At 70.6% G+C, this 23,096-nt stretch carries 25 protein-coding genes; 22 read left to right on the top strand and 3 right to left on the bottom strand.

Annotated elements, in window-relative coordinates; translation table 11 throughout:
- Nucleotides 1-162: 162 nt before the first annotated feature.
- The 6 genes from HSX43_RS08690 to HSX43_RS08670 are packed head-to-tail and all read left to right on the top strand — an operon-like array spanning nt 163 to nt 3,693.
- Nucleotides 163-339, top strand: a complete 177-nt coding sequence (locus HSX43_RS08690; RefSeq protein ID WP_179379707.1) for a hypothetical protein — start codon at nt 163-165, stop codon at nt 337-339.
- A complete protein-coding gene (locus tag HSX43_RS08685) occupies nt 333-1,058 on the top strand; it encodes an ABC transporter ATP-binding protein (protein WP_179379706.1) in 726 nt (241 codons plus the stop codon). The genes HSX43_RS08690 and HSX43_RS08685 overlap by 7 nt, the downstream gene beginning before the upstream one ends.
- A gap of 5 nt (nt 1,059-1,063) precedes the next feature.
- The gene (locus tag HSX43_RS08680; protein ID WP_235962566.1) at nt 1,064-1,993 is read left to right on the top strand and encodes an ABC transporter permease; all 930 of its coding nucleotides are present in this window, start codon (nt 1,064-1,066) and stop codon (nt 1,991-1,993) included.
- Entirely contained in the window at nt 1,986-2,276 is a 291-nt protein-coding gene (locus HSX43_RS19630) for a hypothetical protein (protein WP_235962565.1), read from the top strand. The genes HSX43_RS08680 and HSX43_RS19630 overlap by 8 nt, the downstream gene beginning before the upstream one ends.
- Nucleotides 2,261-2,779: an ABC transporter permease gene (locus HSX43_RS08675; RefSeq protein ID WP_235962564.1), complete on the top strand. Its 519-nt coding sequence runs from the start codon at nt 2,261-2,263 to the stop codon at nt 2,777-2,779. Before HSX43_RS19630 ends, HSX43_RS08675 begins: the two co-directional genes overlap by 16 nt.
- The gene (locus HSX43_RS08670) at nt 2,776-3,693 is read left to right on the top strand and encodes a DMT family transporter (protein ID WP_179379704.1); all 918 of its coding nucleotides are present in this window, start codon (nt 2,776-2,778) and stop codon (nt 3,691-3,693) included. The genes HSX43_RS08675 and HSX43_RS08670 overlap by 4 nt, the downstream gene beginning before the upstream one ends.
- A 19-nt stretch (nt 3,694-3,712) precedes the next feature.
- Here HSX43_RS08670 and HSX43_RS08665 read toward each other — a convergent pair whose 3' ends face one another.
- Both HSX43_RS08665 and HSX43_RS08660 read right to left on the bottom strand, forming a co-directional pair.
- Nucleotides 3,713-5,470 (bottom strand): ABC transporter ATP-binding protein, encoded by a 1,758-nt coding sequence (locus tag HSX43_RS08665; protein ID WP_179379703.1) that lies wholly within the window; start codon nt 5,468-5,470, stop codon nt 3,713-3,715.
- A 322-nt stretch (nt 5,471-5,792) separates the two neighbouring features.
- Complete coding sequence (locus HSX43_RS08660) at nt 5,793-6,512, bottom strand: hypothetical protein (RefSeq protein ID WP_179379702.1); 720 nt, start codon at nt 6,510-6,512, stop codon at nt 5,793-5,795.
- Nucleotides 6,513-6,798: 286 nt separating this feature from the next.
- On the opposite strand from HSX43_RS08660, the gene HSX43_RS08655 reads away from it, so the two are divergent.
- Genes HSX43_RS08655 through HSX43_RS08615 form a run of 9 tightly spaced genes read left to right on the top strand, consistent with a single transcriptional unit; the run spans nt 6,799 to nt 15,960 of the window.
- Nucleotides 6,799-7,566, top strand: coding sequence for a GntR family transcriptional regulator (locus HSX43_RS08655; RefSeq protein WP_179379701.1), 768 nt, complete (start codon nt 6,799-6,801; stop codon nt 7,564-7,566).
- On the top strand, nt 7,563-9,065 hold the full coding sequence (locus HSX43_RS08650; RefSeq protein ID WP_179379700.1) for an ABC transporter substrate-binding protein: 1,503 nt from the start codon (nt 7,563-7,565) through the stop codon (nt 9,063-9,065). The genes HSX43_RS08655 and HSX43_RS08650 overlap by 4 nt, the downstream gene beginning before the upstream one ends.
- Complete coding sequence (locus HSX43_RS08645) at nt 9,065-9,988, top strand: ABC transporter permease (RefSeq protein ID WP_179379699.1); 924 nt, start codon at nt 9,065-9,067, stop codon at nt 9,986-9,988. Before HSX43_RS08650 ends, HSX43_RS08645 begins: the two co-directional genes overlap by 1 nt.
- Entirely contained in the window at nt 9,988-10,833 is an 846-nt protein-coding gene (locus HSX43_RS08640) for an ABC transporter permease (RefSeq protein WP_179379698.1), read from the top strand. Before HSX43_RS08645 ends, HSX43_RS08640 begins: the two co-directional genes overlap by 1 nt.
- A gap of 2 nt (nt 10,834-10,835) precedes the next feature.
- Entirely contained in the window at nt 10,836-11,594 is a 759-nt protein-coding gene (locus HSX43_RS08635; RefSeq protein WP_179379697.1) for an SDR family NAD(P)-dependent oxidoreductase, read from the top strand.
- On the top strand, nt 11,591-12,463 hold the full coding sequence (locus tag HSX43_RS08630; protein WP_179379696.1) for a polysaccharide deacetylase family protein: 873 nt from the start codon (nt 11,591-11,593) through the stop codon (nt 12,461-12,463). Before HSX43_RS08635 ends, HSX43_RS08630 begins: the two co-directional genes overlap by 4 nt.
- The gene (locus HSX43_RS08625) at nt 12,456-14,039 is read left to right on the top strand and encodes a gamma-glutamyltransferase (protein WP_179379695.1); all 1,584 of its coding nucleotides are present in this window, start codon (nt 12,456-12,458) and stop codon (nt 14,037-14,039) included. Before HSX43_RS08630 ends, HSX43_RS08625 begins: the two co-directional genes overlap by 8 nt.
- The gene (locus HSX43_RS08620; RefSeq protein ID WP_179379694.1) at nt 14,036-14,989 is read left to right on the top strand and encodes an ABC transporter ATP-binding protein; all 954 of its coding nucleotides are present in this window, start codon (nt 14,036-14,038) and stop codon (nt 14,987-14,989) included. The genes HSX43_RS08625 and HSX43_RS08620 overlap by 4 nt, the downstream gene beginning before the upstream one ends.
- Nucleotides 14,986-15,960, top strand: coding sequence for an ABC transporter ATP-binding protein (locus HSX43_RS08615; RefSeq protein WP_179379693.1), 975 nt, complete (start codon nt 14,986-14,988; stop codon nt 15,958-15,960). The genes HSX43_RS08620 and HSX43_RS08615 overlap by 4 nt, the downstream gene beginning before the upstream one ends.
- 49 nt (nt 15,961-16,009) lie before the next feature.
- Here HSX43_RS08615 and HSX43_RS08610 read toward each other — a convergent pair whose 3' ends face one another.
- A complete protein-coding gene (locus HSX43_RS08610) occupies nt 16,010-17,029 on the bottom strand; it encodes a LacI family DNA-binding transcriptional regulator (RefSeq protein WP_179379692.1) in 1,020 nt (339 codons plus the stop codon).
- Between the two features lie 100 nt (nt 17,030-17,129).
- Here HSX43_RS08610 and hisD point away from each other — a divergent pair, with 100 nt between their 5' ends.
- The 7 genes from hisD to HSX43_RS08575 all read left to right on the top strand — a co-directional run bounded on the left by hisD (nt 17,130) and on the right by HSX43_RS08575 (nt 23,026).
- Nucleotides 17,130-18,437 carry a histidinol dehydrogenase gene (gene hisD / locus HSX43_RS08605; RefSeq protein WP_179379691.1) on the top strand — a complete coding sequence of 436 codons (1,308 nt, stop codon included), beginning with the start codon at nt 17,130-17,132 and terminating at the stop codon, nt 18,435-18,437.
- Nucleotides 18,430-19,191, top strand: coding sequence for an SDR family NAD(P)-dependent oxidoreductase (locus HSX43_RS08600; protein ID WP_179379690.1), 762 nt, complete (start codon nt 18,430-18,432; stop codon nt 19,189-19,191). The genes hisD and HSX43_RS08600 overlap by 8 nt, the downstream gene beginning before the upstream one ends.
- Nucleotides 19,188-20,168 carry a zinc-dependent alcohol dehydrogenase gene (locus tag HSX43_RS08595; RefSeq protein ID WP_179379689.1) on the top strand — a complete coding sequence of 327 codons (981 nt, stop codon included), beginning with the start codon at nt 19,188-19,190 and terminating at the stop codon, nt 20,166-20,168. Before HSX43_RS08600 ends, HSX43_RS08595 begins: the two co-directional genes overlap by 4 nt.
- A 29-nt stretch (nt 20,169-20,197) precedes the next feature.
- Complete coding sequence (locus HSX43_RS08590; RefSeq protein WP_179379688.1) at nt 20,198-20,704, top strand: sulfopyruvate decarboxylase subunit alpha; 507 nt, start codon at nt 20,198-20,200, stop codon at nt 20,702-20,704.
- Nucleotides 20,701-21,255 (top strand): sulfopyruvate decarboxylase subunit beta, encoded by a 555-nt coding sequence (gene comE / locus HSX43_RS08585; protein ID WP_179379687.1) that lies wholly within the window; start codon nt 20,701-20,703, stop codon nt 21,253-21,255. The genes HSX43_RS08590 and comE overlap by 4 nt, the downstream gene beginning before the upstream one ends.
- A gap of 71 nt (nt 21,256-21,326) precedes the next feature.
- Complete coding sequence (locus tag HSX43_RS08580; protein WP_328795214.1) at nt 21,327-22,442, top strand: alpha-hydroxy acid oxidase; 1,116 nt, start codon at nt 21,327-21,329, stop codon at nt 22,440-22,442.
- Nucleotides 22,442-23,026, top strand: coding sequence for a nucleotidyltransferase family protein (locus HSX43_RS08575; protein ID WP_179379685.1), 585 nt, complete (start codon nt 22,442-22,444; stop codon nt 23,024-23,026). Before HSX43_RS08580 ends, HSX43_RS08575 begins: the two co-directional genes overlap by 1 nt.
- The last annotated feature ends 70 nt before the right edge of the window (nt 23,027-23,096 follow it).

Here is a 23,096-nt window from a genome sequence, read left to right as displayed (position 1 = left end):
CGCCTTGAACGCGGCCGCGTGCCGCTTCCTCTTCGCCATCTCGTCCGTCTCCTTCTCGAAGACCAAGATGACCTCAGATCGTAGCTCCCGTCAGCGTCCAATTTCCAGGGAGCACCTCAGTGCCATCTCCTCGACCGGCACCTCGATGCGACGGGAACGGCGATGCTCCTCGTGACCCACGACCTCGGACTTGCCGCCTCCCGCGTCGACCGGCTCGTGGTCATGGCCGACGGGAAGCTGGTCGAGGACGCCCCGACCACCGCCCTCCTTGCCGCACCGCAAAGCCGCGCGGCGCGCGCCCTGGTGGCGCATCGCTCGTGGATGTCCCTGCCGTGCTGACGCTCGAAGGCGTCTGCGCCGCGCGGGGCGACCGGGCGGTGCTGCACGACGTCTCGCTCGCGCTGCCGGCGGGCGGCACGCTGGCGGTCGTCGGCGAGAGCGGAGCGGGAAAGTCGACCCTGATCGCGGCGGTCCTCGGCCTGCTGCGCCCGACCGCGGGCCGGATCGGCTGGGACGGCGGCCCGGTCCGCGCCTGCCGGCCGGCGCTGGTGATGCAGGAGCCGCGGGCGGCCTTCAACCCGCGCCTGACTCTACGTCGTTCGATCCTGGAGCCGCTGACCGCACGCCGTATGTTGCCCGACCGCGATCGGCTCCACCGCCTCTGCTCGGGTCTGGAGCTGTCGTCCGACCTCCTCGACCGCCGCCCGACCGAGGTCTCCATCGGTCAGGCGCAGCGCGCGGGCATCCTGCGCGCCCTGATCGCCGCGCCGCCGCTGGTACTCTTCGACGAGCCGCTTTCGGCGCTCGACGCGGCGACGCAGAAGCACACCGCCCGGATGATCGCCGACCTGCAGGCCGAGGAAGGCTTCGCCGCCCTGATCGTCACCCACGACCTCGGCTATGCCGCCGCCCATGCAAGCGAGATCGCCGTCCTGCGATCCGGTCGCGTCGAGGAGATCACGCCGGCCGCCCGCTTCGTCCGGTCGCCGCAGAGCGCCTACGGCAGCAGGCTCCGCGACGCGGCACTCGTGCTCGGCGCGCTCGAGCGGGCGGCGTGATGCGGATGCTCGGCGATCTGGTGCTCCGCGCGCTTGTCGTCCTGACCGGCACCGCGCTCGCGACTTTCGCGCTTCTGTGGCACGCGCCGGGCGACCCGGCCCTCGCGATCGCGGTGGCCCGCTACGATACGCACGTGCCCGTTGAGGTGCTGGAGCGGATCCGCGCGGAGGCCGGGCTCGACGCCGGCTTCTGGAGGGCCTTCCGGGCCTGGATCGGGCCGCTGCTCACGGGCGACCTCGGACATTCCTCGGTTACCGGGCGTCCCGTCTGGCCCGAGTTGCGCGCGGCGCTTCTGCACACGCTTCCGCTCGCCGTCGGCGGTCTCGCCATCGGGATCGGCCTCGCCGCGCCCCTGGCGTGGCTCGCGACGCGCCGGCCGGGCGGCTGGCTCGACCGGGGCGCGGTTGCCTTGGCGTCGGTCGGGGCGGCGGTGCCATCCTACTGGCTGGGCCTCCTCCTGATCCTGCTTTTCGCGATCCATCTGGGCTGGCTTCCGGCGATGGGTGCCCGCAGTCCGGCCCATGCCGTCCTGCCGGCACTCACGTTGGGCCTCGGCGTGGCGGCATCGCTGACCCGCATCCTGCGCTCGGGCCTCCTCGAGGCGCGGGGACAGCCCTTCCTTCCGGCGCTCCGCCGCCGCGGCGTGCCCCCGGGCGAGATCGCGCGCGCCCACGTCGCTCCCCATGCCGCGATTCCGGTCGTCACCGTCCTCGGGCTCGAACTCGCGTTCCTGCTCGAAGGTGCCGTCATCGTGGAGGTCATCTTCGCGCGGCCGGGCCTGGGCAGCTTCCTCGTCGAGGCCATCGCGCAGCGGGACTTTCCGAAGGTGCAGGCCGTCGTCCTTTTCGCCGCCGTTCTCTTCGTCTGCGTGAACCTCGCCATCGACCTGATCTACCGCAGCCTCGACCCGCGCATCGGGGCGCGCGATGCGTAGCGTCGCGGCGCTGGTCGCCGCGTTCCTGCTGCTTGCCCTTCTCGGCCCCCTTCTCGCGCAGCACGACCCGACCGCGATCGACGTCCCCGCGCGGCTGGCCGGATCGAGCCGCGCCCATCCGCTGGGCACGGACGCGCTCGGCCGGGACATCCTGTCGCGGCTTCTCCACGGGGCGCGCTGGTCGCTCGGGCTCGCGTTCCTCGTCTCGGGCCTCGGCCTGCTGATCGGCACGGCGGTCGGGCTCCTAGCGGCGCTGGCCGACGGGCGATGGACTGGGCGATGATGCGCGCGACGGATACATTCCTCGCCTTCCCCGAGCTCGTCGCCGCCGTAGTCATCGCCGGGCTGCTCGAGCCCGGCACGGGCAGCCTGATCTTCGCGCTGACCGTGACCGGCTGGATGCGCTACGCGCGGGTCGCGCGCGGCATCGGACTGGCGCTCGGCACCCGCGGCTACGTCCTGCAGGCGCGTCTGGCGGGGCTCTCGCCGCTCGCGATCACGCGCTGGCACTACCTGCCGTCGCTCCTGCCATCCCTTGTCGTCGTCTGGACGGGGATGTTCGCGCGCGCGATCCTCGGCATCTCCGCGCTCGGCTTCCTCGGCTTCGGCGTCCAGCCTCCGGACCCGGAATGGGGAACGATGCTGCTCGATGCCCGCGTCCACATGCGCGCTGCGCCGATGCAGATGGTCTGGCCCGGCCTCGCGGTCGTCCTTTGCGTCCTGGCAATCAATCTGGCCGGCGATGCCCTGCGCGACGCCCTGACCGACGAGGAGCGCGCGGCGTGACGGCGCTCGACCGCCCCGGTCGCGGCATCGCGCTGCGCCTTCTCTCGGGGGTGCTCTTCGCCGGCATGGCCGTCTGTGTGAAGGCGCTCAGCGCGGCCGTTCCGACGGGTCAGATCGTCTTCTACCGATCGGCTTTCGCGCTGCTGCCGCTGGCGGTCTTCCTGTGGTGGCGGGGCGAGCTGCCGGGCGGGTTGCGCACGCGCCGCCCCGTCGGGCACCTGCTGCGCTCGGCGTTCGGAGCGGCGGCGATGTTCACCTCCTTCTCCGCCATCGCGCGCCTGCCGCTGGCGGAGGCGATACTGATCTCGCATCTCTCGCCGGTCTTCACCGCGCTGGCGGCCGTCGCCGTTCTCTCCGAACGCCTGACGGTCTGGCGCGTCCTCGGCCTCGTCCTCGGCCTCTCGGGCGTGCTGGCGCTCGTCTGGCCGGACCTCGGCAGCGGGGCCGACACCTCCCGCCTTCTCGGCTACGGGCTCGGCATCGCCACGGCCGCATTGACGGCCGCCGCCCTCCTGATGGTGCGCAGCCTCGCCCGGACCGAGAACCCGGGCGCGATCGCGATCTACTTCGTCGTCGTCTCGATGACCGGCGGACTGCTGACGCTGCCGCTCGGCTGGGCCCCGACGGAGCCGGCGACGCTGGCGCTGCTCGTCCTCGCCGGTCTCTTCGGCGGGGCCGCACACATCGCGATGACGCTGGCCTTCCGCTATGCCGAAGCCTCCCGCCTTGCCCCGTTCGAATACGTCGCCCTGATCTGGGCGGCCCTCGCGGATCTTCTGCTCTTCGGGACGCCGCTCGGGCCGTCCTTCCTCCTCGCGCTGCCGCTCGTCCTCCTTGGGGCCGCGAGCGCGGCCGCCGAGAGAGACGTGCCCCGCCCCGAGCAGGACGCCGGGCCGCGCCTGCGCAAGCCCTAGGCTTCGTCCCGTCCGGGGCTCACGCCGCGAGCGTCTGCCGCTCGCGGAGGGCGCGGTAGAGCCCGTCGTCCCGCGCCATCAGCTCGGCGGGCGTCCCGTCCTCGACGATGCGGCCCCGGTCGAAGACGAGGATCCGGTCCATCCGCTCCACCGTGGCGAGGCGATGCGCGATGACGAGCGTCGTGCGCCCCTCCATCAGGCGCTCGGCTGCCTCCGCGACGCGGGCCTCCGCCTCGCTGTCGAGCGACGAGGTCGCCTCGTCCATGATGAGGATCGGCGCGTCCGAGAGAAACGCGCGGGCGATGGCCACGCGCTGGCGCTCCCCGCCCGAGAGTTTCACGCCGCGCTCGCCCACTTCGGTGCCGTAGCCCCGGGGCAAGCGGTCGATGAACGCGGCGGCTCCCGCCTTGCCGGCCGCAGCGCGCACGTCGGCGATCGTCGCCCCTGGGCGCGCATAGGCGATGTTCTCGCCGAGCGAGCGGTGGAACAGGATCGGCTCCTGCGGGACGAGCGCCACATTCGCGCGCAGTTCGGCCAGCGGCACCGAAGCGATGTCCGTCCCGCCGATCGTGATCGCGCCGCCGCTCACCTCGTGCAGCCGCTGGATCAGCTTGACGAAGGTCGTCTTGCCCGACCCCGAGCGCCCGACGAGCCCGACCTTCTGCCCCGCCGGAATGGCGACCTGCAGATCCGTAAAGAGCGGCGTGGGCGCGCCGTCGTAGCCGTAGTCGACATGCTCGAACGCGAGCGCGCCCGCGCGCGGCGGCAGCGCGCGCGCCGGCGGGCGGGCCACGTCGGTCTCGGGCGCGTCGCGCATAAGATCGACCATCTCCTCGGCGTCGTTGACCGCTTTCTGGAGCTGCCGGACATGGTTGCCGATCTGGCGCAGATAGCCGTCGAGCATTCCGAGCGCGGAGACGGTGAAGGCGATCTCGCCCGCGCCCGCGGTGCCGCGCACGAAAGCCAGGAGCGCGCCGCCGAGGACAAGCGCCCGAAGAAGCCAGAGGCTCGTATCCTGCGCGAGCCCCGACCACGAGCCCCGGTGCCAGGTGCGGCGCGTGCGATGGGCCCATTTGTCGAGGACACGGTCCAGGCGCCCCTCCTCCCGCGTCTCGGCGGCATGGGCCTTCACGACCGCATTCGACGTGATCGCATCGGCGAGCGCGCCCGAGACGCGACTGTCGTGCGCATTGGCCAGCCGCGCGGCGGGGGCCACCCATCGCAGCGTGAGGACGAGCGACAGCGTCAGGAACACGATCGCGCCCAGAGCCGCCACGGCACCCACCTCGACACGGAAGGCCGTCAGCGTCGCGACGGTGCCCAGCAGGACGAGGACGGACGGACCGAGCGCCAGCAGGATCAGGTCGCCCATGTCGTCGAGGGCCCAGGCCCCACGGGTGATCTTGCGTACCGTGGAACCCGCGAAGGCATTGGCGTGCCACGTCGCCGGCAGCCGCTGGACGCGGGCGAAGGCCTCCGCCTCGACCTCCCGCATGGTCGGGATCGTCAGGTCGATGATCGCGAAGTAGCTCGCGACCTTGGTCGTGATCGACAGCACGCCGAGGGCCATCAGGGCCCAGAAAGCCCCCCAGGGCGCGGCTCCGTCGGCGACCGCGGCGACAAGACGTCCGGTCAGGATCGGGATCGAGATATCGGCCCCGGTCGAGACGAGCTGCAAGGCGACCACCGTCGCGAGCAGCAGGGGGCGGCGCGACCAGCAGGACGCGACGAAGGACAGAACGCGGACGAAGGCACCGCGGGATGCGCTATGGGACATGGGATACATCGCGGCCAAATGTCCGCGCCCTGCTGAGAAGATGGGATGCAGGCCCGGTCCGGGCCCGTGTCACTCAGATAAACCTGGGGTGGAAGACGCCCGGAGCGTCAGCCGAAGGCGAACCCGAAGCGGGGTCGACCGAAAGAGATGGTGCGAAACTCAATCTTCATGATCGCCCTCCCATGTCGGCGAATGTCATCCGGTTTCGTCTGTAGCTGCGAAGGCAACGTTGCGTCAAGTCCGGGAGTGGGGGCTCGGCGGCTCGGAGGGATAGTATCGGCACCCGGATCCTCCGATGCGCGTGAAAGGCTCCCGCGCCGCACTACACGTCAAGCATCGCAAGAATGCCAGCCAGAACGCCGACGGTCGCCGCTTCCAGGTTATCGCCCTTGAGGACGGCCAAAACCCCTTGCGCCCCGTCTCGTAACGACGTGACCGTTGCCAGGGGTGCTCCGGGCGAGAACCGATCCCGCCCGCCGGGCAAATCGGTCAGCGCGACGTTGCCGTCAGGCCCGAGCGTCTCGTGGATGCGATCGGCTCCCGCTCCGTCACGCAGCCGCAGGGACAGGGTGATCGTATGACCGCGCCAGACGGGTACGCGGGTGGCGAAGACATCCACAGGAAAGGCTCCGTCGAAGAGCACGTCGAGTTCGTCGCGCAGGGCATCGGCCTCGCCCGGAAGATGCCCCACGACCCGATCGTGAATCTCTGACGCCGCCAGTCCCGGCAGATCGGTCCCGCTGATCGCCTGCAAGGTCGTGATCGTTACCGCCTCGATTCCGTGGGTGACGTGCAGAGGATGCAGGAGCGCGGCGCAGATTGCCGTGGTGCAGTTCGGCGTCGAGAGATGCATCGCCGCGCGGTCGATCGCGGTAACGCCGGGCAGCGCCAGCGGGACCGTCAGGCGTGCATGTTCGCAATGCGTCACCACGCGGGTGCCGCGGGCCAGATGCGCGGTCTCGATCCCGACCGCCCCCGCATCGGGCAGGACCGAGAGCAGGATGGCCGACCGCGCCGGTGCCTCGGGCGGCAGAAGCGGCACCTTCCGCAGATCCTGCGCAACCCTGGGGTCGACGTTCCAAGTTCTCGATTCGCTTATGGTTGTCGCCCCGGTCTGCGCCAGCCGATCGTGAAGGCTGACGATACATACGCCCGGATCGCGCGAAAGGCGAGCCAGAAGATGTTGACCAAGCAGTGAGTTAGCCCCGGCGACAGAGACGGTCTTTACGTTCATGCAAGGCCGCCTTTCAGCCTGTGGGCGAGAGATTTTGCTTGGAAATGTCAAGGATAGTCAAGGAAAATGTCAACAGATCACTATTGAGGTTTTCATGTATGATCCCAGCTCTCCGCTGCTGCGACCCGCTGTCACCAAAGGGGTGGCCGCTGCACCGGATGCGAAGGGTCGCTTCGCCGAGGACCGCCTGCTCGATGCTGTCATCTGGTGCGAGATCGCACCCGGCGAGATCGTCACCGAGGCCGATGCAACCGACCGCTTCGGACTGACCCGTGCCGCCGCCCGCGCGGGGCTCACACGGCTCGGCTACGACGGCTGGGCCACGCCGCAGCCGCGCACGGGCTGGCGCGTACTGCCGGTGACCGGCGCGCTCATCGGTCAGGTGCTCGACGCGCGCCGCGTGGCCGAACCCGCGCTGGAGGACGCGCGCCTCGACGCTGCCGCGCGGGCGGAACTCGCGCAGATTTCCGACATCCTCGTGCCCCTGCGGGAGCGGCGCGAGCGGGGCGCGATCATCTCCTTCCGGCACTACGTCGATCGGGTCGACGCGATCCTTCTCGGCGTGCTCAACCCCTTCACCGCACGGCACCTGCGCAAGCTCTGGCATCACAGCGCGCGCATCACCCATTTCCTCGAAGACCCGGACCGGGACCGCCTCTTCCACCGCAGTGACGACCGTGCCCTCATCACGGCGGCGCTCGCCGGCGATCGCGCCGGGATCGGGGCCGCGCGACGCGCCCTCATCGACGCGCAGGAGGCCTTCTTCCTGCGCCAGCTCCTTCACAGCGAAACCCCCCTGACCTCCGGCAGCGCGGTCATGGGCCAGACGGAACAGGCTGCCGCCAACAGGAGAGAGACATGAAACAGACCATGAAGGGCCTCTTGGCCGGCGTGGCGCTCGCCGTCCTGGCCACGCCCGCACTCACCACCGCCGCCTTCGCGCGCGACATCACCATCGACCTCGCCGGCGAGCCTTCGTCGCTCGACCCGCACATGCAGTGGAACCCCGACAGCTACTACGTCTACCGCAACGTCTTCGACAACCTCGTGACCCGCGACAACGCGGGCGAGATCGTGCCGCAGGTAGCGATCGGATGGGAGCAGGTCTCGGATACCGAGATGGCCTTCACCATCCGCGAGGGCATCACCTTCCACGACGGCGAGCCGCTGACGGCGGAGGACGTGGTCTATTCCGTCAAGCGCATCACCGACCCCGAATTCGGCTCGCCGCAGCTGGGCCAGTTCAACCAGATCGTCGACGCGACGGCCGAGGGCAATGTCGTGACGCTCACGACCGACGGTCCCTACCCCGCCCTGCTCGCGCAGCTCGTGAAGCTCTCGATCGTGCCGCAGCATGTGGTCGAGGAGGTCGGGGCGGAGGCGTTCAATGCCGCGCCCGTCGGCTCCGGGCCTTACGCTTTCGAGGCTTGGAACCGGGGCGTCGACGTGCGGCTCACGCGCAACGACGCCTACTGGGGCGAGGCCGGACCGTTCGAGGCGGCTATCTTCCGCGCCGTACCGGACGCGGCGACACGCGTTGCCGACCTGCAGGCGGGCACCGCGGATCTCGTCGTCTCGATCGATGCGGACGCGGGCGCGCAGCTCTCCGGTAACCCCGAGGTCCAACTCCTCTCGGCCCCGACCGAGCGGGTGGGCTACGTCGGCCTCAACCTCGACAAGCCGCCCTTCAACGACCTCGAAATGCGCAAGGCCGCCTCGCTCGCCATCGACCGTCAGGGCATCACCGATGGCCTCCTGCAGGCGGGCGAAGTGCCCATGTCGCAGATGTCGAGCCCCGCGCACTTCGGCTACAACCCCGACCTGCCGCTCTTCGAGTACAACCCCGAGCAGGCCGCCGAGATCACCGTCGCCAACCCCGACCTCGCCGGCACGCCGGCAACGCTCGCGACGGCACCGGTCTTCGATCAGCGGATCGTGCAGGCAGTGCAGCAGATGCTCAACGACGTGGGCTTCAACGTCTCCATCTCCATGACCGACATGCCGACCTACCTCGGCATCGTCCGCTCGGAACCCGCCGAGAACTCGGAGCTGAGCTTCGGGCGCTGGTCCTGCGCGTGCCAGGATGCGGACGGAATCGCCTATCCGACGCTCCATTCCGACAGCAGCTGGTCGCGGGTCAACGTGCCTGAACTCGACACACTCCTCGAAGAAGCCCGCGTCTCGCTCGACCCCGAGGTCCGGCAGGCGGCCTACAACGAGGTGCACCAGATCGTGCGCGACAACTACTACCTGTTGCCCATGTATCAGGCCGCCGTCCTCTACGGGGCCACGGCCGAGCTCCAGTTCGAGCCGACGGCGAACGAGAGCATGTTCCTCAACCGCATGAGCATCGCCGAATAATGCTCCGCTTCCTCCTGCATCGTGGCGGACAGGCGCTGATCGCGGCCTTCGGAGTGGTGACGCTGGTGTTCTTCATCCAGCGCCTCACCGGCGACCCGACCGCGCTCCTCCTGCCCGAGACCGCGACGCAGGCGGACATCGAGGCCATGCGCGCGACGCTTGGCCTCGACCGGCCCCTCGGGGTCCAGTATCTCGACTTCCTACGCGACATGGTCACCTTCGACCTCGGCCGCAGCTTCGTGCAGAACGCGCCTGCCTGGGACATCATCGCCTCGCGCATTCCACAGACATTGCAGCTCGCCGCCGGCGCGCTGGCCGTCGCGCTCCTCATCGGGCTGCCGCTCGGGCTGCTGATGGCGCTGACGCGCGGGCGGGCCGTTTCGCGCTGGATCATGGGCCTCGTGCTCGCCTGTCAGTCGATGCCGACCTTCTGGTCGGGGATCATGATGATCCTCGTCTTCGGGGTCTGGCTGCGCTGGCTGCCGTCCTCGGGCACGGGCACGCTCGCCCATCTGGTCATGCCGTCAATCGCGCTTGGCCTCCTGTCGCTCGCCACCTACGCGCGCATCACCCGCTCCGCCGTCCTCGACGAGCTGGGCAAGGACTATGTCCGCTCCGCCCGCGCCCGCGGGGTGGGCATCCGCCGTCTCGTCTCGCGCCATCTGATGCGCAATTCGGCGATCCCGGTGATCTCCATCACCGCGCTCGAGATCTCGCAGCTCCTCGCCGGGGCCGTCATCGTGGAGACGGTGTTCGCCTGGCCCGGTCTCGGCCTCCTGACGGTGCAGAGCATCGCAGCGCGCGACTTCGTCGTGGTGCAGGCTGTGGTCCTCCTCGGGGCTTTCGTCACGATCTTCGCCAACCTCGCCGCCGACATCCTCTATTCTGTCGTCGACCCCCGCGTCCGGCTGGAGGGCAAGTGATGGAGACGGCAGCCCCCCGCAGCATACGCCTTTCGGCGCTCCTGACCTGGTGGCCCGCGTGGCTCCTCCTCGCGCTCACCGCCGCCGCCATTCTCGCCCCCTGGATCGCACCGCTCGACCCTGACCGGCAGAACCTGCTCGCCCGCCTGAAGGCCCCGGGCTTCGAGGCACGCGGCGCGACCTACTGGCTCGGCTCAGACGAGCTTGGCCGCGACATCCTGAGCCGGCTGATCTACGGCGCGCGGGTCTCGCTCTCGGTCGCCGTGCTCTCGGTGCTGCTCTCGGGGCTCGTCGGCGTGGCCGTGGGCATGGCCGCCGGATACCTGCGTGGCTGGACCGAGACGATCCTGATGCGCCTAGTCGACATCTTCCTGTCGATCCCGGCGATCCTGCTCGCCATCATCACCGTCGCCGTGCTCGGCCCCGGCTTCGTCAACGTCATCCTCGTCCTCGCGCTGACCCGCTGGCCGCGCTATGCCCGCGTGGCCTACGGCCAGACCCTCGCCATCGCCGACCGGCCCTTCGTGACACTGGCGCGCGCGATGGGGGCCTCGCCGCTGCGGGTGCTGGCGCTGCACATCCTGCCCAACATCATCGGCCCCCTCCTCGTGGTGGCGACACTCGAATTCGGCCTCATGGTCCTCTTCGAGGCGGGGCTGAGCTTCCTCGGCCTCGGCGTGCAGCCGCCCACGGCAAGCTGGGGCTCGATGCTCTCGACGGGGCGCAACTACGTGGGCTCCGCCTGGTGGATCGCGACCTTCCCGGGCATCGCGCTCTTCCTGCTGGTGCTGAGCGCCAACCTCATCGGCGACCGCCTGGTCGACCGCATCGGAAAGGGACGATAGACATGCACTTCGGGGACGAATTCAAGGGCAGGCGCGTGGTCGTGACCGGGGCCGCCGGCATCATGGGGCGCGCCCTCGTCGCGCATTTCGCCGATGCCGGCGCGGAGGTCTGCGCGACCGACACGACGACCGACGGCCTGCCGGGCTTCGCCGTCGCCGCCGACCTGACGACCGACGCTGGGCTTGCGCATCTCATGGACGCCGTCGCCGACCGCTGGGGCGCACCCGACGTCGTGGTGAACAACGCCGCCATCTACCCCTCGTCCTTCCTCCTCGACCTGGAGGTCGCCGACTGGGACCGGATCATGGCCGTCAACGTCCGCGCGCCCTTCGTCCTGATGCGCGGCTTCGCGCGGCAGATGATCGCCGCGGGCGTGCCCGGTGCCTTCGTCAACATCTCCTCGGGGGCGGCGCGCAAGATGCGGCGCACGGCCGTCACCTACTGTATGTCGAAGACCGCCCTCGACCGGATGACCAAGGGCTTCGCGCTGGAGCTTGCCGAATACGGCATCCGCGCGAACTGCCTGGAGCCGGGCTTCGCCTCCGGCTCCAGCGTCTCGAGCCTCAGTCAGGAACACATCGACCGCGTGATGGCCGCCATCCCGCTCGGCACCGAAACCGCCCCCGAGGACGTGGGCCAGGCCGCGCTCTACCTCGCCTCCTCGGCGGCCAAGAACGTCACCGGCACGTCGCTCGCCGTCGACGGCGGCAATTCGGCCGGCACGATGGACGTCTATCAGGACAAGAAGCACGCGCTATGAACTGGACCGAGCCCCCCTGCCCCTGGCCCGAACCCCGCCGAGCCGCCGCCTGCTTCAGCGTCGATGTCGACGCCATGGCGCCCTGGCTCTGGCAGCACCGCACCGCCCTGCCCGACACGCTCGCCGCGCGGGAGCACCGGCAGTACGGGATGCGCGCGGGCCTCGCCCGGATGGTCGCCATGCTCGACCGGATCGGCGTGCGCGGCAGCTTCTTCGTCCCCGCCTGCGTGGCCGAGGACAATCCGACGCTCCTGCCCGGCCTCGTGGAGCGCGGGCACGAAATCGCGCTCCACGGCTACTTCCACGAGCTCGTCGCCGAAACCTCCGACGCCCGCTTCACCGATGCGCTCGAACGGGCCATCGACTTCTTCGTCGCGCAGACCGGCGCGAAACCGGCCGGCTTCCGCTCCCCGGCCTGGGAGATGACGCCGCACATGCTGCGCGAATTGAGACGCCACGACCTCTGGGATTCGAGCCTCATGGGCCACGACCTGCCTTACACCATCGACGGCGTGACCGAGGTTCCGGTGCGATGGGACGTGGACGACGCGATTTTCTTCAAGTTTCTGGAACCCGGCGACAGGCCGCCCCGACTCACGCCCGAGGTCGCCGAGGGCTGGCGCGCGGAGGCGGCGGCGACTGTGCGCGCGGGCGGGCTGTTCATGCTGACGGTCCACGACTGGATTTCGGGGCACCCCGCCCGCGTGGAGATGCTCGAGGCGCTCTTCGCCGACCTCGCCGCCGATCCCGCCGTCTGGGTCGCCACCTGCGGCGAGATCGCCGCCCATCACGCGGACCGGACCGACGGGCTCGAGGTCGCCCTTGACCCCCTCACCGCCATCGACGAGCGAGGCCCCTTCCATGGATGAGCGCAGCCATACGACCCCCTCGCTGGTCCCGCCCGCCTCGCACCAGACCTGGGCCGTCACCAAGCCACAGGTCGAGAGCGCGGGCGGCATCGTCGCCGCGCAGCACCACGAGGCGGCGGAGGCCGGGGCCGCCGTTCTGCGCGCGGGCGGCAACGCGATGGACGCCGCCGTCGTCACCGCGCTCGTCCTCTCGGTGGTGGAGCCCTGGCTCTCCGGCGTGGGCGGCGGCGGCTTCCTGCTCCATGCCGATCCGGGCGGCACCGTCGAGGCGCTCGACTTCAACCTGCGCGCCCCCCTCGCGGCCACGCCCGACGCCTACCCCCTGGCCGGCGGACAGGGCGGCGACTGGTTCGACTGGCCCTCTGTCGAGGACGACCGCAACCTGATCGGACCGCTCTCGATCTGCGTGCCGGGGGCCGTCGCCGGGTTCGCCGCCGCACTGGAGCGGCACGGCACGATCAGCTGGGCCGAGGCGCTCGCCCCCGCGATCGAGGTCGCGGAACGGGGGATGCGCCTCGACTGGTTCGCCGATCTCGCCTTCGCCATCGACACGCCGGGCCTCAGCCGCGACGCGGATGCCGCCGCGCTCTTCCTCGACGCCCGCCGTCGCGTGCCCGACCCGACCGACCCGACCGCGCGCCTCCTGCCGATGCCGAAGAAGGCCGCGATGCTGCGTCGTCTCGCATCCGCAGGCGCGCGGGACTTCTACGAGGGCGAGACCGCCATGGCGCTCGTCCGCGACCTGACCGAAAAGGGCGCGCATCTCGCGCCGCTCGATCTGGCGCGCTATGCGCCGATGTGGTCCAAGGCCGCATCGACACCCTATCGCGACCGGATGGTGCACACGATGCCCGGCCTCTCGGGCGGCCCGAGCCTGCTGGCGACGCTCGAAGCCCTCGGTGCCGGCGATCTTGCCGCCCTCGACGAGGCTCGCCTGGCCGCCCGGCACGCCGATGCGATCCGCGCGAGCTACGAGGCCCGTCTCACGACGATGGGCCACGCCGCGGCCGGAACCGATTGCACGAGCCATCTCTCGGTCATCGACCGTGACGGCACCATGGTCTCGCTGACGAACACCCTCCTGTCGCGCTTCGGCTCCAAGGTCGTTGCACCGTCGCTCGATCTCGTGCTGAACAACGGCATGATGTGGTTCGACCCCCGGCCGGGTCAGCCGAACTCCATCGCGCCCGGAGCCATTCCGCTCGCCAACATGGCCCCGGTCATCACCACCCGCGACGGCCACCCTGAGATAGCTATCGGTGCGGCGGGCGGGCGGCAGATCTTCCCGGCCATCGTGCAGCTTCTGTCGCGGATGATCGACCGGGACGAGAGCCCGGAGCAGGCCGTCCACGCCCCCCGCATCGACGCCAGCACGCAGACCGTCCTCGTCGACCGCCGCGCGCCGCCCGATACGGCCAGCGCCATCGCGACCGCCCATCCGGTCCAGATCACCGAGGATGCGCTCTATCCCGTCCAGTTCGCGATCCCTTCGCTGGTGCAGGCCGGACACCGGGGGGCGCCGAACCTCGGCGCGGTGCACCCAAACAACCCCTGGACGAAGGCGGTAGGCGAATGACCCTGCTCTCGGTTCAGGACCTTGCCGTGCAGGCCGGGGCGCTCTCGCTCGTCGACGGCGTCTCGCTCGACGTGGCCCCGGGCGAGGTGGTGGCGCTCGTCGGCGAGAGCGGCTCGGGCAAGTCGCTGACCGCGCTCTCGATCATGGGCCTTCTGGCCGAGGGCCTCACGGTGACGGGCGGCCGCGTCGACTACGACGGAACAGACCTGACGGCACTGCCGGAGGACCGGTTGCGCGCCTTGCGCGGTGCCGACCTCGCGATGATCTTCCAGGAGCCCGTCTCCTCGCTCAACCCGCTCGTGCCCGTGGGCCGGCAGGTGGCGGAAAGCCTCGTCGTCCATGATCGCGCGAGCGAGGCCGAGGCGGCCGAGGCCGCAATCGAGATGCTGCGCCGGGTCGGCATCCCCGAGCCCGCGCGGCGCGCCACACAACTGCCGACGGAGCTTTCGGGCGGCATGTGTCAGCGCGTGATGATCGCCGCCGCGCTCATCTCCCGCCCGCGCCTCTTGATCGCCGACGAACCCACGACCGCGCTCGACGTCACCATCCAGGCACAGATCCTGACGCTCATGGCCGACCTGGCCGCCGACGCGGGGACGGCCGTCCTCCTCATCACGCACGACATGGGCGTCGTCGCCGAACTCGCCGGCCGGGTCTGCGTAATGTACGGCGGGCGCGTCGTGGAACAGGGGCCGGTCGACCCGCTCTTCGCGGCACCCCGGCACCCCTACACGCGGATGCTTCTGCGCACGATTCCGCGCCTCGACGAGCCTACGAAGGGAGAGCTCTTCGCGATCCGGGGCAACGTGCCCTCGCCGAAGAACTGGCCAGAGGGCTGCCGCTTCCGCACCCGCTGTGATCGGGCGAGCGACGCCTGTACCGCGCGGCCTGCCCTTATCAAGGGCGACCACCGCGTTGCCTGCTTCCATCCCGTGGAGGACCCGGAATGACGCTCCTGCAGATCGAAGACCTCAAGGTCCATTTCCCCGTCCGCACGGGCCGGTTCGGCGGTGGCAAGGGGCTCGTGAAGGCGATCGACGGCGTCTCGCTTAACGTTGCGGCGAAAGAGACGCTCGCGGTCGTGGGCGAATCCGGCTGCGGCAAGTCGACGACGGGCAACGCCGTCCTCGGCCTCGCGCCGATCACCGACGGCCGCATCCGCTTCGAGGGCCGCGATCTCGCCGGCCTCTCGCCCGCCGAGCGGCGGCACGTCTGGCGCGAGATGCAGGTGGTCTTCCAGGACCCGGTCAGCGCACTCAACCCCCGGCGCACGATCGCGCAGTCGATCGCGGAGCCGCTCGTCATCCACGGCCACCCGAAGACCAAGATCGCCGCGCGCGTCGACGAGCTTATGGATCTCGTCGGCCTCAACCGCGATCAGCGCGACCGCCGGCCCGGCGCGCTCTCGGGCGGACAGAGGCAGCGCGTGGTCATCGCCCGCGCGCTGGCGCTGAACCCGCGCCTCGTGATCTGCGACGAACCCGTCAGCGCGCTCGACGTCTCGATCCAGAGCCAGATCCTGAACCTGCTGATGCGGCTGCAGCGCGAGCTGGGGCTTGCCTATCTCTTCATCGCCCACGACCTGAGCGTGGTGCGCCATATCGCCGACCGCGTGGCGGTGATGTACCTCGGCCTCGTGGTGGAGGAAGGCCCGGCGGCGGAGGTCTTCGCCAACCCGGTGCATCCCTACACCGAGGCGCTCCTCTCGGCGATCCCCCTGCCCGATCCGCGCCAGCGCGGCCGGCGCAAGCGCATCGTCCTCGAGGGCGACCTGCCGAGCCCGCTCGACCCGCCGAAGGGCTGCCCCTTCGTCACACGGTGCCCGATCGCGGAAGCGGATTGCGCGGCGGCGCGGCCGGCGCTTGTGGAGACGGGCGACGGCCACCGCGTCCGGTGCCCGGTCCGGTTGCGACGGACGTAGGGCCGATACGGTCGCAGTTGCTCGCACCGAGCGCATCGTCCCACGAAACCTACCCCCGCGGCGGTCCGAGCGAGCCGCGCCGGACGACGGGGCACGCCAGGGTGACCGAGGCCGCGTCGCCGCCTTCCACCAGAGCGATCAGCACCTCCGCCGCCCGCGCTCCCATGTCGCGGTGCGGCACATGGGCGGTCGTCAGGCCGGGCGGCACGATGCGCGCGAGCTCGATGTCGTCGAAGCCGGTGATCGAGACGTCTTCCGGCACGCGGAGCCCCATCTCCGCCGCCTTCGCCAGTGCCCCGGCGGCCAGCACGTCGTTGCCGCACATCACCGCCGTCGGGCGCGGTCTGGCCTCCATCAGCCGGGCGAAGGCCGCCCCGCCCGTCTCGATGCCGTAGGGCACCTCCTCGAGCGGCAGGCCCGCGCGCGTGAGCCCCGCCGCCGCCAGCGCCTCGCGCAGCCCGGCCAGACGCTCGGAGGCCCGGTCGTTGCCGGTCGTCAGCCCCGAGATCATGGCGATCCGCCGGTGCCCCTCGGCCAGCACGGCCTCGGCCAGCGCCCGCATGGCCGCGCGGTTGTCGAAGCCGACGGAGACCCCCTCCCCCTCGACCACCCATGCGAGGAGTGCCGGCACGCCGCGCGCCGAGAGAAAGTCGGTCAACGCCCGGTCGCGTGTGCGGCCGATCAGCAGCAGGCCATCGGCCCCCCGCGCGACGAGGGCACGGACCTGTTCGGCCTCGACGACCGGGTCATAGGCGGAACTCGCGACCAGAAGCGTATAGCCCGCCGCGTGCAGCCCCTCCTGAAAGGCCTGCAGGCCCCGGGCGAAGACGGCGTTTTCCATCGTCGGGATCACGGCGCCGATCGTATGGGTGCGCCGCGCGGCCATCGCGCGGGCCCCGAAGTGCGGCGTGTAGCCGAGGGCGGTGACCGCCGCCATCACCCGCTCCCGCGTCTTGCCCGAGACCTTGGCCGGCGCGTTCAGGCAGCGCGAGACGGTCGCCGTGGAGACACCGGCACGGCGGGCCACATCATCAAGGGTTGGGTTCGGCTGGGTCTGCATTCGGCTCATGTCCTTGTCATAGCATGAATGTAAGCGCTTGCATCATAGCTATGCAAGCGCTTACATTGAGCCGCGAGAATCGCCCGTCCGGGCAAGATCGGGAGACCCCATGGCACGCGACTATCTCAAGACCGCAACGCGGACGTCGACCACGGATGCATCCGAAGTCCACGACACGGTGCAGGCCATCCTCGACGAGATCGAGGCCGGCGGCGACGCCAAGGCGCTCGACTACGCCGCCAGGTTCGACCGCTACGACGGCAACACCCTGCTCACGCCCGAGGAAATCGAGGCCGCCATCGCGCAGGTGCCCGAAAAGCTGAAGGCCGACATCCGCTTCGCCCACGATAACGTGCGCCGTTTTGCCGAGCTGCAGAAGGGCACGGTCGCGGACGTCGAGATGGAGATCGAGCCGGGCTTCGTTGCCGGGCAGAAGGCGATCCCCGTGGATGCGGCGGGCTGCTACGTGCCCGGCGGGCGCTACAGCCACATCGCCAGCGCCATCATGACGGTGACGACCGCCAAGGTCGCGGGCTGCCGGCACATCACCGCCTGCTCCCCGCCCCGCCCCGGCGTCGGCGTTGCACCGGCCATCGTCTATGCCGCCCACATCTGCGGGGCCGACCGGATCATGGCCATGGGCGGCGTGCAGGGCGTCGCGGCGATGACCTTCGGGCTGTTCGGGTTGCCGAAGGCGAACATCCTCGTCGGCCCCGGCAACCAGTTCGTGGCCGAGGCCAAGCGCATCCTCTTCGGGCGCGTGGGCATCGACATGATCGCCGGCCCGACCGACAGCCTGATCCTCGCCGATGCCACGGCCGACGCGCAGATCGTCGCCACAGACCTCGTGAGCCAGGCGGAGCACGGCTACAACTCGCCCGTCTGGCTCGTCACCGACGATCGCGCGCTGGCCGAGCGGGTGATGGAGATCGTGCCGGACCTCATCGAGGATCTGCCGGAGCTGAACCGAGACAACGCGCGCGCGGCGTGGCGCGACTATGCCGAGGTCATCCTCTGCGCCGACCGGGAGGAGATGGCGGCGACCTCCGACGACTACGCCCCCGAACACCTCACGGTGCAGGCCGGAGACCTCGACTGGTGGCTCGACCGCCTGACCTGCTACGGCTCGCTCTTCCTCGGGGAGGAGACGACGGTGAGCTACGGCGACAAGGCGTCGGGGACGAACCACGTGCTGCCGACCTCGGGGGCGGCGGGCTATACCGGGGGGCTCTCGGTGCACAAGTACATGAAGATCGTCACCTGGCAGCGCGCCACGCGCGAAGGGTCGAAGGCCGTGGCGCAGGCGACCGCCCGCATCTCGCGCCTCGAGGGGATGGAGGGGCACGCGCGGGCCGCCGACGTGCGCCTTGCCAAGTACTTCCCCGGCGAGAATTTCGACCTCTCGGCCCATGACTGACCCTGCCGCGCTCTTTGACCTGAGCGGCCGCGTCGCCTGCGTGACCGGGGCCAGTTCCGGCCTCGGACGGCGCGCGGCGGTGGTGCTGGCAGAAGCCGGCGCGAAGGTCGTGGGCGTGGCCCGGCGGGCCGAGGCGCTCGACGCGCTGCGCGACGAGATCGGGGCCGATGCCGCAGCGATTGCCGCCGACGTGGCCGACCGCGACCGCCTGCCCGCGCTCGCCGAGCGGATCGCCGCCCCCTTCGGCGCGCCCGACATCCTCGTCCACGCGGCCGGGATCAACACGCGACAGACAGCCGACGCGGTGACGCCCGAGGGCTGGGACACGACGATCGCGCTCAACCTCGGCGCCCCCTTCTTCCTGAGCCAGGCGCTCGTACCGGCGATGCGGGCGCGGGGCTGGGGCCGGATCGTGACTTTCGCCTCGCTCCAGACGACGCGCGCCTTTCCCGGCGGGCTGGCCTACGGCGCCTCGAAGGGCGGGATCGGGCAGCTCACGCGCGCCATGGCCGAAGCCTGGTCACCCCACGGGATCACCGCGAACGCGATCGGGCCGGGCTTCTTCCCGACGGAGCTGACGCAGGCCGTCTTCGAGGACGAGGCGCGGGCGGCGCGCAACGCGGCGCAGACCTGCCTCGGGCGCAACGGCCGGATGGAGGACATCGACGGGCCGATCCTCTTCCTCTGCTCCGAAGCGTCCGCCTACGTGACTGGGCAGATCCTCATGGTCGACGGGGGGTTCACCGCGAAATGAAGGCGCTGGTCTACGAAGGCATCGAACAGCTCGCCCTGCGCGACGTGGCCCCGCCCGGGCCGCGCGACGGCGAAGTGCTGATCCGCGTCGCCGCCGTGGGCATCTGCGGGTCGGACATGCACGCCTACCTCGGCCACGACGCGCGCCGGCCCGCGCCGCTCATCCTCGGGCACGAGGCGGCGGGCACGATCACCGGCGGTCCCCGCGACGGCGAACGCGTGACGATCAACCCGCTCGTGACCTGCGGCACCTGCCCGGCCTGCGCGGCGGGCCGCGAGAACCTCTGCCCCGAGAGACAGATCATCTCCATGCCGCCGCGCGCGGGAGCCTTCGCGCAGTACGTCGCGATCCCCGAAATCAACCTCGTGACCGTCCCCGACGCGGTGCCGCTGGCCAAGGCCGCCCTCGCCGAGCCGCTGGCCGTCGGCTGGCACGCGGTGCGCCTCGGGCTGGCCGCGCTACATCCGGGCATGGAGCGGCGTGCGCTCGTCCTCGGGGGCGGTGCCATCGGCCTCGCTTCGGCGCTGGCGCTCCGCGCGATGGGGGTGGGCGACGTGACCCTGATCGAGCCCAACGCCGACCGTCGCGCCTTCCTGATCGAACGTTGCGGCGAGAGAGTGCTGGCCGAGGCGGACGTCCCTGCCCCGCTCATCGTTGACGCGGTGGGCTATGCCGCGACGCGCGCCCGGGCCTCGGCGCTCGTGGACCCCGGCGGCGTGATCGTCCACGTGGGCCTCGGCGAGGACGACGGCGGCCTCGACGTGCGGCGCATGACGCTGCAGGAGGTGACCTTCATCGGTACCTATACCTACACAGCGCAGGACTTTCGCGACTGTGCCGCCGCGCTCTTCGACGGGCGGCTCGGCCCGCTCGACTGGTATGAGACGCGCCCCCTGTCGCAGGGAGCCAGCGCCTTCGCCGATCTGCGCGCGGGATACGTTGCCGCGCCCAAGATCCTCCTCGACCCTGCGGGCTGAACCCCGTGCAACCGAAAGGCAATGCTGGAATGAACATCGACAAGAAGATCGCGGACGATCTTGTCGCCAACGACATCCGCTTCGTAACGACCGTGCCCTGCAAGCAGCTGGCCGGCGTGATCGAGGAGGTCGAGGCGCGCGACGACATCTTCCACATCCCCTCCAACAAGGAGGACGAGGGCATGGGCCTCTGTGCCGGGGCCTGGATGGGCGGCACGCGGCCCGCCATCATCATGCAGAACACCGCGCTCGGCGTGACGATCAACACGCTCGCCACGCTGATCCAGTTCTACCGGATGCCCCTGCCGATGATCATCTCCTACCGGGGCGAGCTGCGCGAGCCGGTCGCCTGCCAGGTCGAGATGGCGGTTCATACCAAGGCGCTTCTGGCGCAGCTCAACATCCCGACTTACCATTTCCACTGGCAGAAGGACGTCGAGGAGTTCGACAACATCCTGAAATACACCTTCATGTGCAACAAGCCCGTCGCGATCCTGACCGACGCCAACTTCTGGGGAGGCTACGGCGACCAATGATCCGCTCCGAAATCCTGAAAGAGATCGCTCCGATCCTCCGTGACCAGCTCGTCGTCTGCAACATCGGCATCCCGAGCCAGGAACTGCACGCCATCGACGACCAGCCGACGAATTTCTACATGCTGGGGACGATGGGCCTCGCGTCGTCCATCGGCCTCGGCCTGGCGCTCGCGCAGCCGAAGCCGGTGATCGTCATCGACGGCGACGGCTCGGTCCTGACGAACCTCGGGACGCTGCCGACGATCGGCAACAACGCGCCCGGCAACTACATCCTGATGATCGTCGACAACGGCTCCTACGGCTCCACCGGGGACCAGCCGACCTACACGGGGCGCAAGACCGACCTCGCCGGCATGGCCCGCGCCGCCGGCTGCGATACGGTGGTCGAGGTGCGGGACGTCGACACCGGACCCGCGCTGCAGGCCGCCATCGACAGCGGCAAGGCGACCGTCCTCGTCGTTAAATGCGACAGTGGCAACGCCAAGATGCCGGTCATCACCATGGACCCGGTCGTCATCCGCGACCGCTTCATGCGCGCCGTCGCGTCCTGAGACCGTGCGAGGGGGCCAGCCCCCTCGCGCTCCCCGGGCGTATTCGGGCCAGAGGAAGGAGGCCGCGAGACGTGGCAGCCGCAGATCACATCCATTCGGCCGAGGATGCGCGGCGTCTGGCGCGACGGCGTCTGCCGTGGATGGTCTTCGACTACATCGACGGGGCCGCGGGGCGCGAGACGGGGGCGGCGCGCGGCCGGGCCGCGCTCGACGCGCTGACGCTGCGGCCGCGCATCCTGCGGGACGTCTCGGCGCGCAGTCTGGCGGCAACGCTCTTCGGCGCGCCCGCCGCGCGGCCCTTCGGCATCGCGCCCATGGGGATGTGCAACCTCGCGGCCCCCGGTGCCGACCTGATGCTCGCGCGCCTCGCCGCGCGCCATTCGGTGCCCCACGGCGTCTCCACCGTCGCCTCGACCCCGCTGGAGCGGATCCTCGAGGTGGCCGAGGGAAACGCCTGGTTCCAGCTCTACTTCTCGGGCGACGGCAGCGGCACGTTCCGCCTCGTGGAGCGCGCGCGGGTTGCCGGGTACCGCACGCTCGTCCTCACGGTCGACGTCCCCGAGGTGGGGCGGCGCCCGCGCGAATTGCGGCACGGCTTCAAGATGCCCTTCCGCCTCGGGCCCCGGCAGGTGCTGGACTTCGCGCTGCATCCCCGCTGGTCGCTCTCGACGCTGGCCGCGGGCAAGCCGCAGATGGCGAACTTCGGCGTGGACGGCTTCACCTTCGACCGCACCGAGAGCCGGGCCCGCGCCACATTCGACACGCTGCGGCGGCTGCGGGAGGCCTGGCCGGGCAAGCTCGTCGTGAAGGGCGTGCTCGACGTCGAGGATGCGCTCACGCTCAGGGACGCGGGCGTCGATGCGATCCAGGTGTCGAGCCACGGGGCGCGCCAACTCGAAAGCGCGCCCACGCCAATCGACGTACTGCCGGCGATGCGCGCGGCGCTCGGGCCCGACATGCCCCTCTTCTACGACAGCGGCCTGCGCTCGGGCGAGGACGCTCTGAAGGCGCTTGCGCAGGGGGCGGACTTCACCTTCTTCGGGCGGATCCTGCAGTTCGCCATCGCCGCCGGGGGCGAGGCGGGGCTGAACCGGCTGTGGGACGTCCTGAGCGAGGAGATGTCGATCGCCATGGCGCAATGCGGCCTGACCGATCTGTCCCGACCCTCCGCCGCGGCGCCTGCCTGATGCGCGCGCCACCCGCCATCGTCGTGCTGGCCGCCGGGGCGTCGCGCCGGATGCGCGGGGCGGACAAGCTTCTGGAGGAGGTCGAGGGCACGCCGCTCATCCTGCGGGCGGTGCGCGCGGCGCTGGGCGCAAGTAGCGAGGTGATCGTGACGCTCCCGCCCCGGAGCCCGCGACGTTCCTGGCTAACGGACACGGCGGCGCGGATCGTCGAGGTGGAGGACCGCGCCATGTCGGCCTCGATCCGCGCCGGAATCGCCGCCTGCAGTGGCGAAGCCGCCATCCTGCATCTGGCCGACATGCCCGAGATCGACGCCGCGGCGCTCGCCCGGTTGAGCGCCGCCTGGCAAGCGGGCACGGCCCCGATCCTGCGGGCGGTGGATTGCGACGGCACGCCCGGTCATCCGGTCGTCTTCGACCGCAGCCTATTCGACGATCTTCGGCGGCTGGAGGGGGACCGGGGCGCGAAAGCCCTGATCGCGGCGCGGGAGACCGAGGTCTGCCCCCTGCCCGGCCGGGCCGCGACGACCGACCTCGACACGCCCGAGGACTGGGCCGGATGGCGTGCCGCGCGGACCGGACATTAATTTTCGGAACGCCCTCATGATAGGCAAATCATCCGGAAACTGCTCACCCAGAAGGCACTTCATGAAGTGC

The organism is Jannaschia marina, from assembly GCF_013404595.1.
Taxonomy (GTDB): domain Bacteria; phylum Pseudomonadota; class Alphaproteobacteria; order Rhodobacterales; family Rhodobacteraceae; genus Jannaschia; species Jannaschia marina.
Note: the sequence above shows the minus strand (reverse complement) of the source record. Positions and strands in the feature narration are given on the sequence as shown.

Coding starts and splice junctions, on each gene's coding strand:
- HSX43_RS08650 (WP_179379700.1), top strand. CDS start 7,563: ATGAAACAGACCATGAAGGGCCTCTTGGCCGGCGTGGCGCTCGCCGTC.
- HSX43_RS08595 (WP_179379689.1), top strand. CDS start 19,188: ATGAAGGCGCTGGTCTACGAAGGCATCGAACAGCTCGCCCTGCGCGAC.
- HSX43_RS19630 (WP_235962565.1), top strand. CDS start 1,986: ATGCGTAGCGTCGCGGCGCTGGTCGCCGCGTTCCTGCTGCTTGCCCTT.
- HSX43_RS08680 (WP_235962566.1), top strand. CDS start 1,064: ATGCTCGGCGATCTGGTGCTCCGCGCGCTTGTCGTCCTGACCGGCACC.
- HSX43_RS08575 (WP_179379685.1), top strand. CDS start 22,442: ATGCGCGCGCCACCCGCCATCGTCGTGCTGGCCGCCGGGGCGTCGCGC.
- HSX43_RS08690 (WP_179379707.1), top strand. CDS start 163: ATGCTCCTCGTGACCCACGACCTCGGACTTGCCGCCTCCCGCGTCGAC.
- comE (WP_179379687.1), top strand. CDS start 20,701: ATGATCCGCTCCGAAATCCTGAAAGAGATCGCTCCGATCCTCCGTGAC.
- HSX43_RS08630 (WP_179379696.1), top strand. CDS start 11,591: ATGAACTGGACCGAGCCCCCCTGCCCCTGGCCCGAACCCCGCCGAGCC.
- HSX43_RS08675 (WP_235962564.1), top strand. CDS start 2,261: ATGGACTGGGCGATGATGCGCGCGACGGATACATTCCTCGCCTTCCCC.
- HSX43_RS08635 (WP_179379697.1), top strand. CDS start 10,836: ATGCACTTCGGGGACGAATTCAAGGGCAGGCGCGTGGTCGTGACCGGG.
- HSX43_RS08645 (WP_179379699.1), top strand. CDS start 9,065: ATGCTCCGCTTCCTCCTGCATCGTGGCGGACAGGCGCTGATCGCGGCC.
- HSX43_RS08620 (WP_179379694.1), top strand. CDS start 14,036: ATGACCCTGCTCTCGGTTCAGGACCTTGCCGTGCAGGCCGGGGCGCTC.
- HSX43_RS08610 (WP_179379692.1), bottom strand. CDS start 17,029: ATGAGCCGAATGCAGACCCAGCCGAACCCAACCCTTGATGATGTGGCC.
- HSX43_RS08615 (WP_179379693.1), top strand. CDS start 14,986: ATGACGCTCCTGCAGATCGAAGACCTCAAGGTCCATTTCCCCGTCCGC.
- HSX43_RS08665 (WP_179379703.1), bottom strand. CDS start 5,470: ATGTCCCATAGCGCATCCCGCGGTGCCTTCGTCCGCGTTCTGTCCTTC.
- HSX43_RS08600 (WP_179379690.1), top strand. CDS start 18,430: ATGACTGACCCTGCCGCGCTCTTTGACCTGAGCGGCCGCGTCGCCTGC.
- HSX43_RS08655 (WP_179379701.1), top strand. CDS start 6,799: ATGTATGATCCCAGCTCTCCGCTGCTGCGACCCGCTGTCACCAAAGGG.
- HSX43_RS08590 (WP_179379688.1), top strand. CDS start 20,198: ATGAACATCGACAAGAAGATCGCGGACGATCTTGTCGCCAACGACATC.
- hisD (WP_179379691.1), top strand. CDS start 17,130: ATGGCACGCGACTATCTCAAGACCGCAACGCGGACGTCGACCACGGAT.
- HSX43_RS08625 (WP_179379695.1), top strand. CDS start 12,456: ATGGATGAGCGCAGCCATACGACCCCCTCGCTGGTCCCGCCCGCCTCG.
- HSX43_RS08640 (WP_179379698.1), top strand. CDS start 9,988: ATGGAGACGGCAGCCCCCCGCAGCATACGCCTTTCGGCGCTCCTGACC.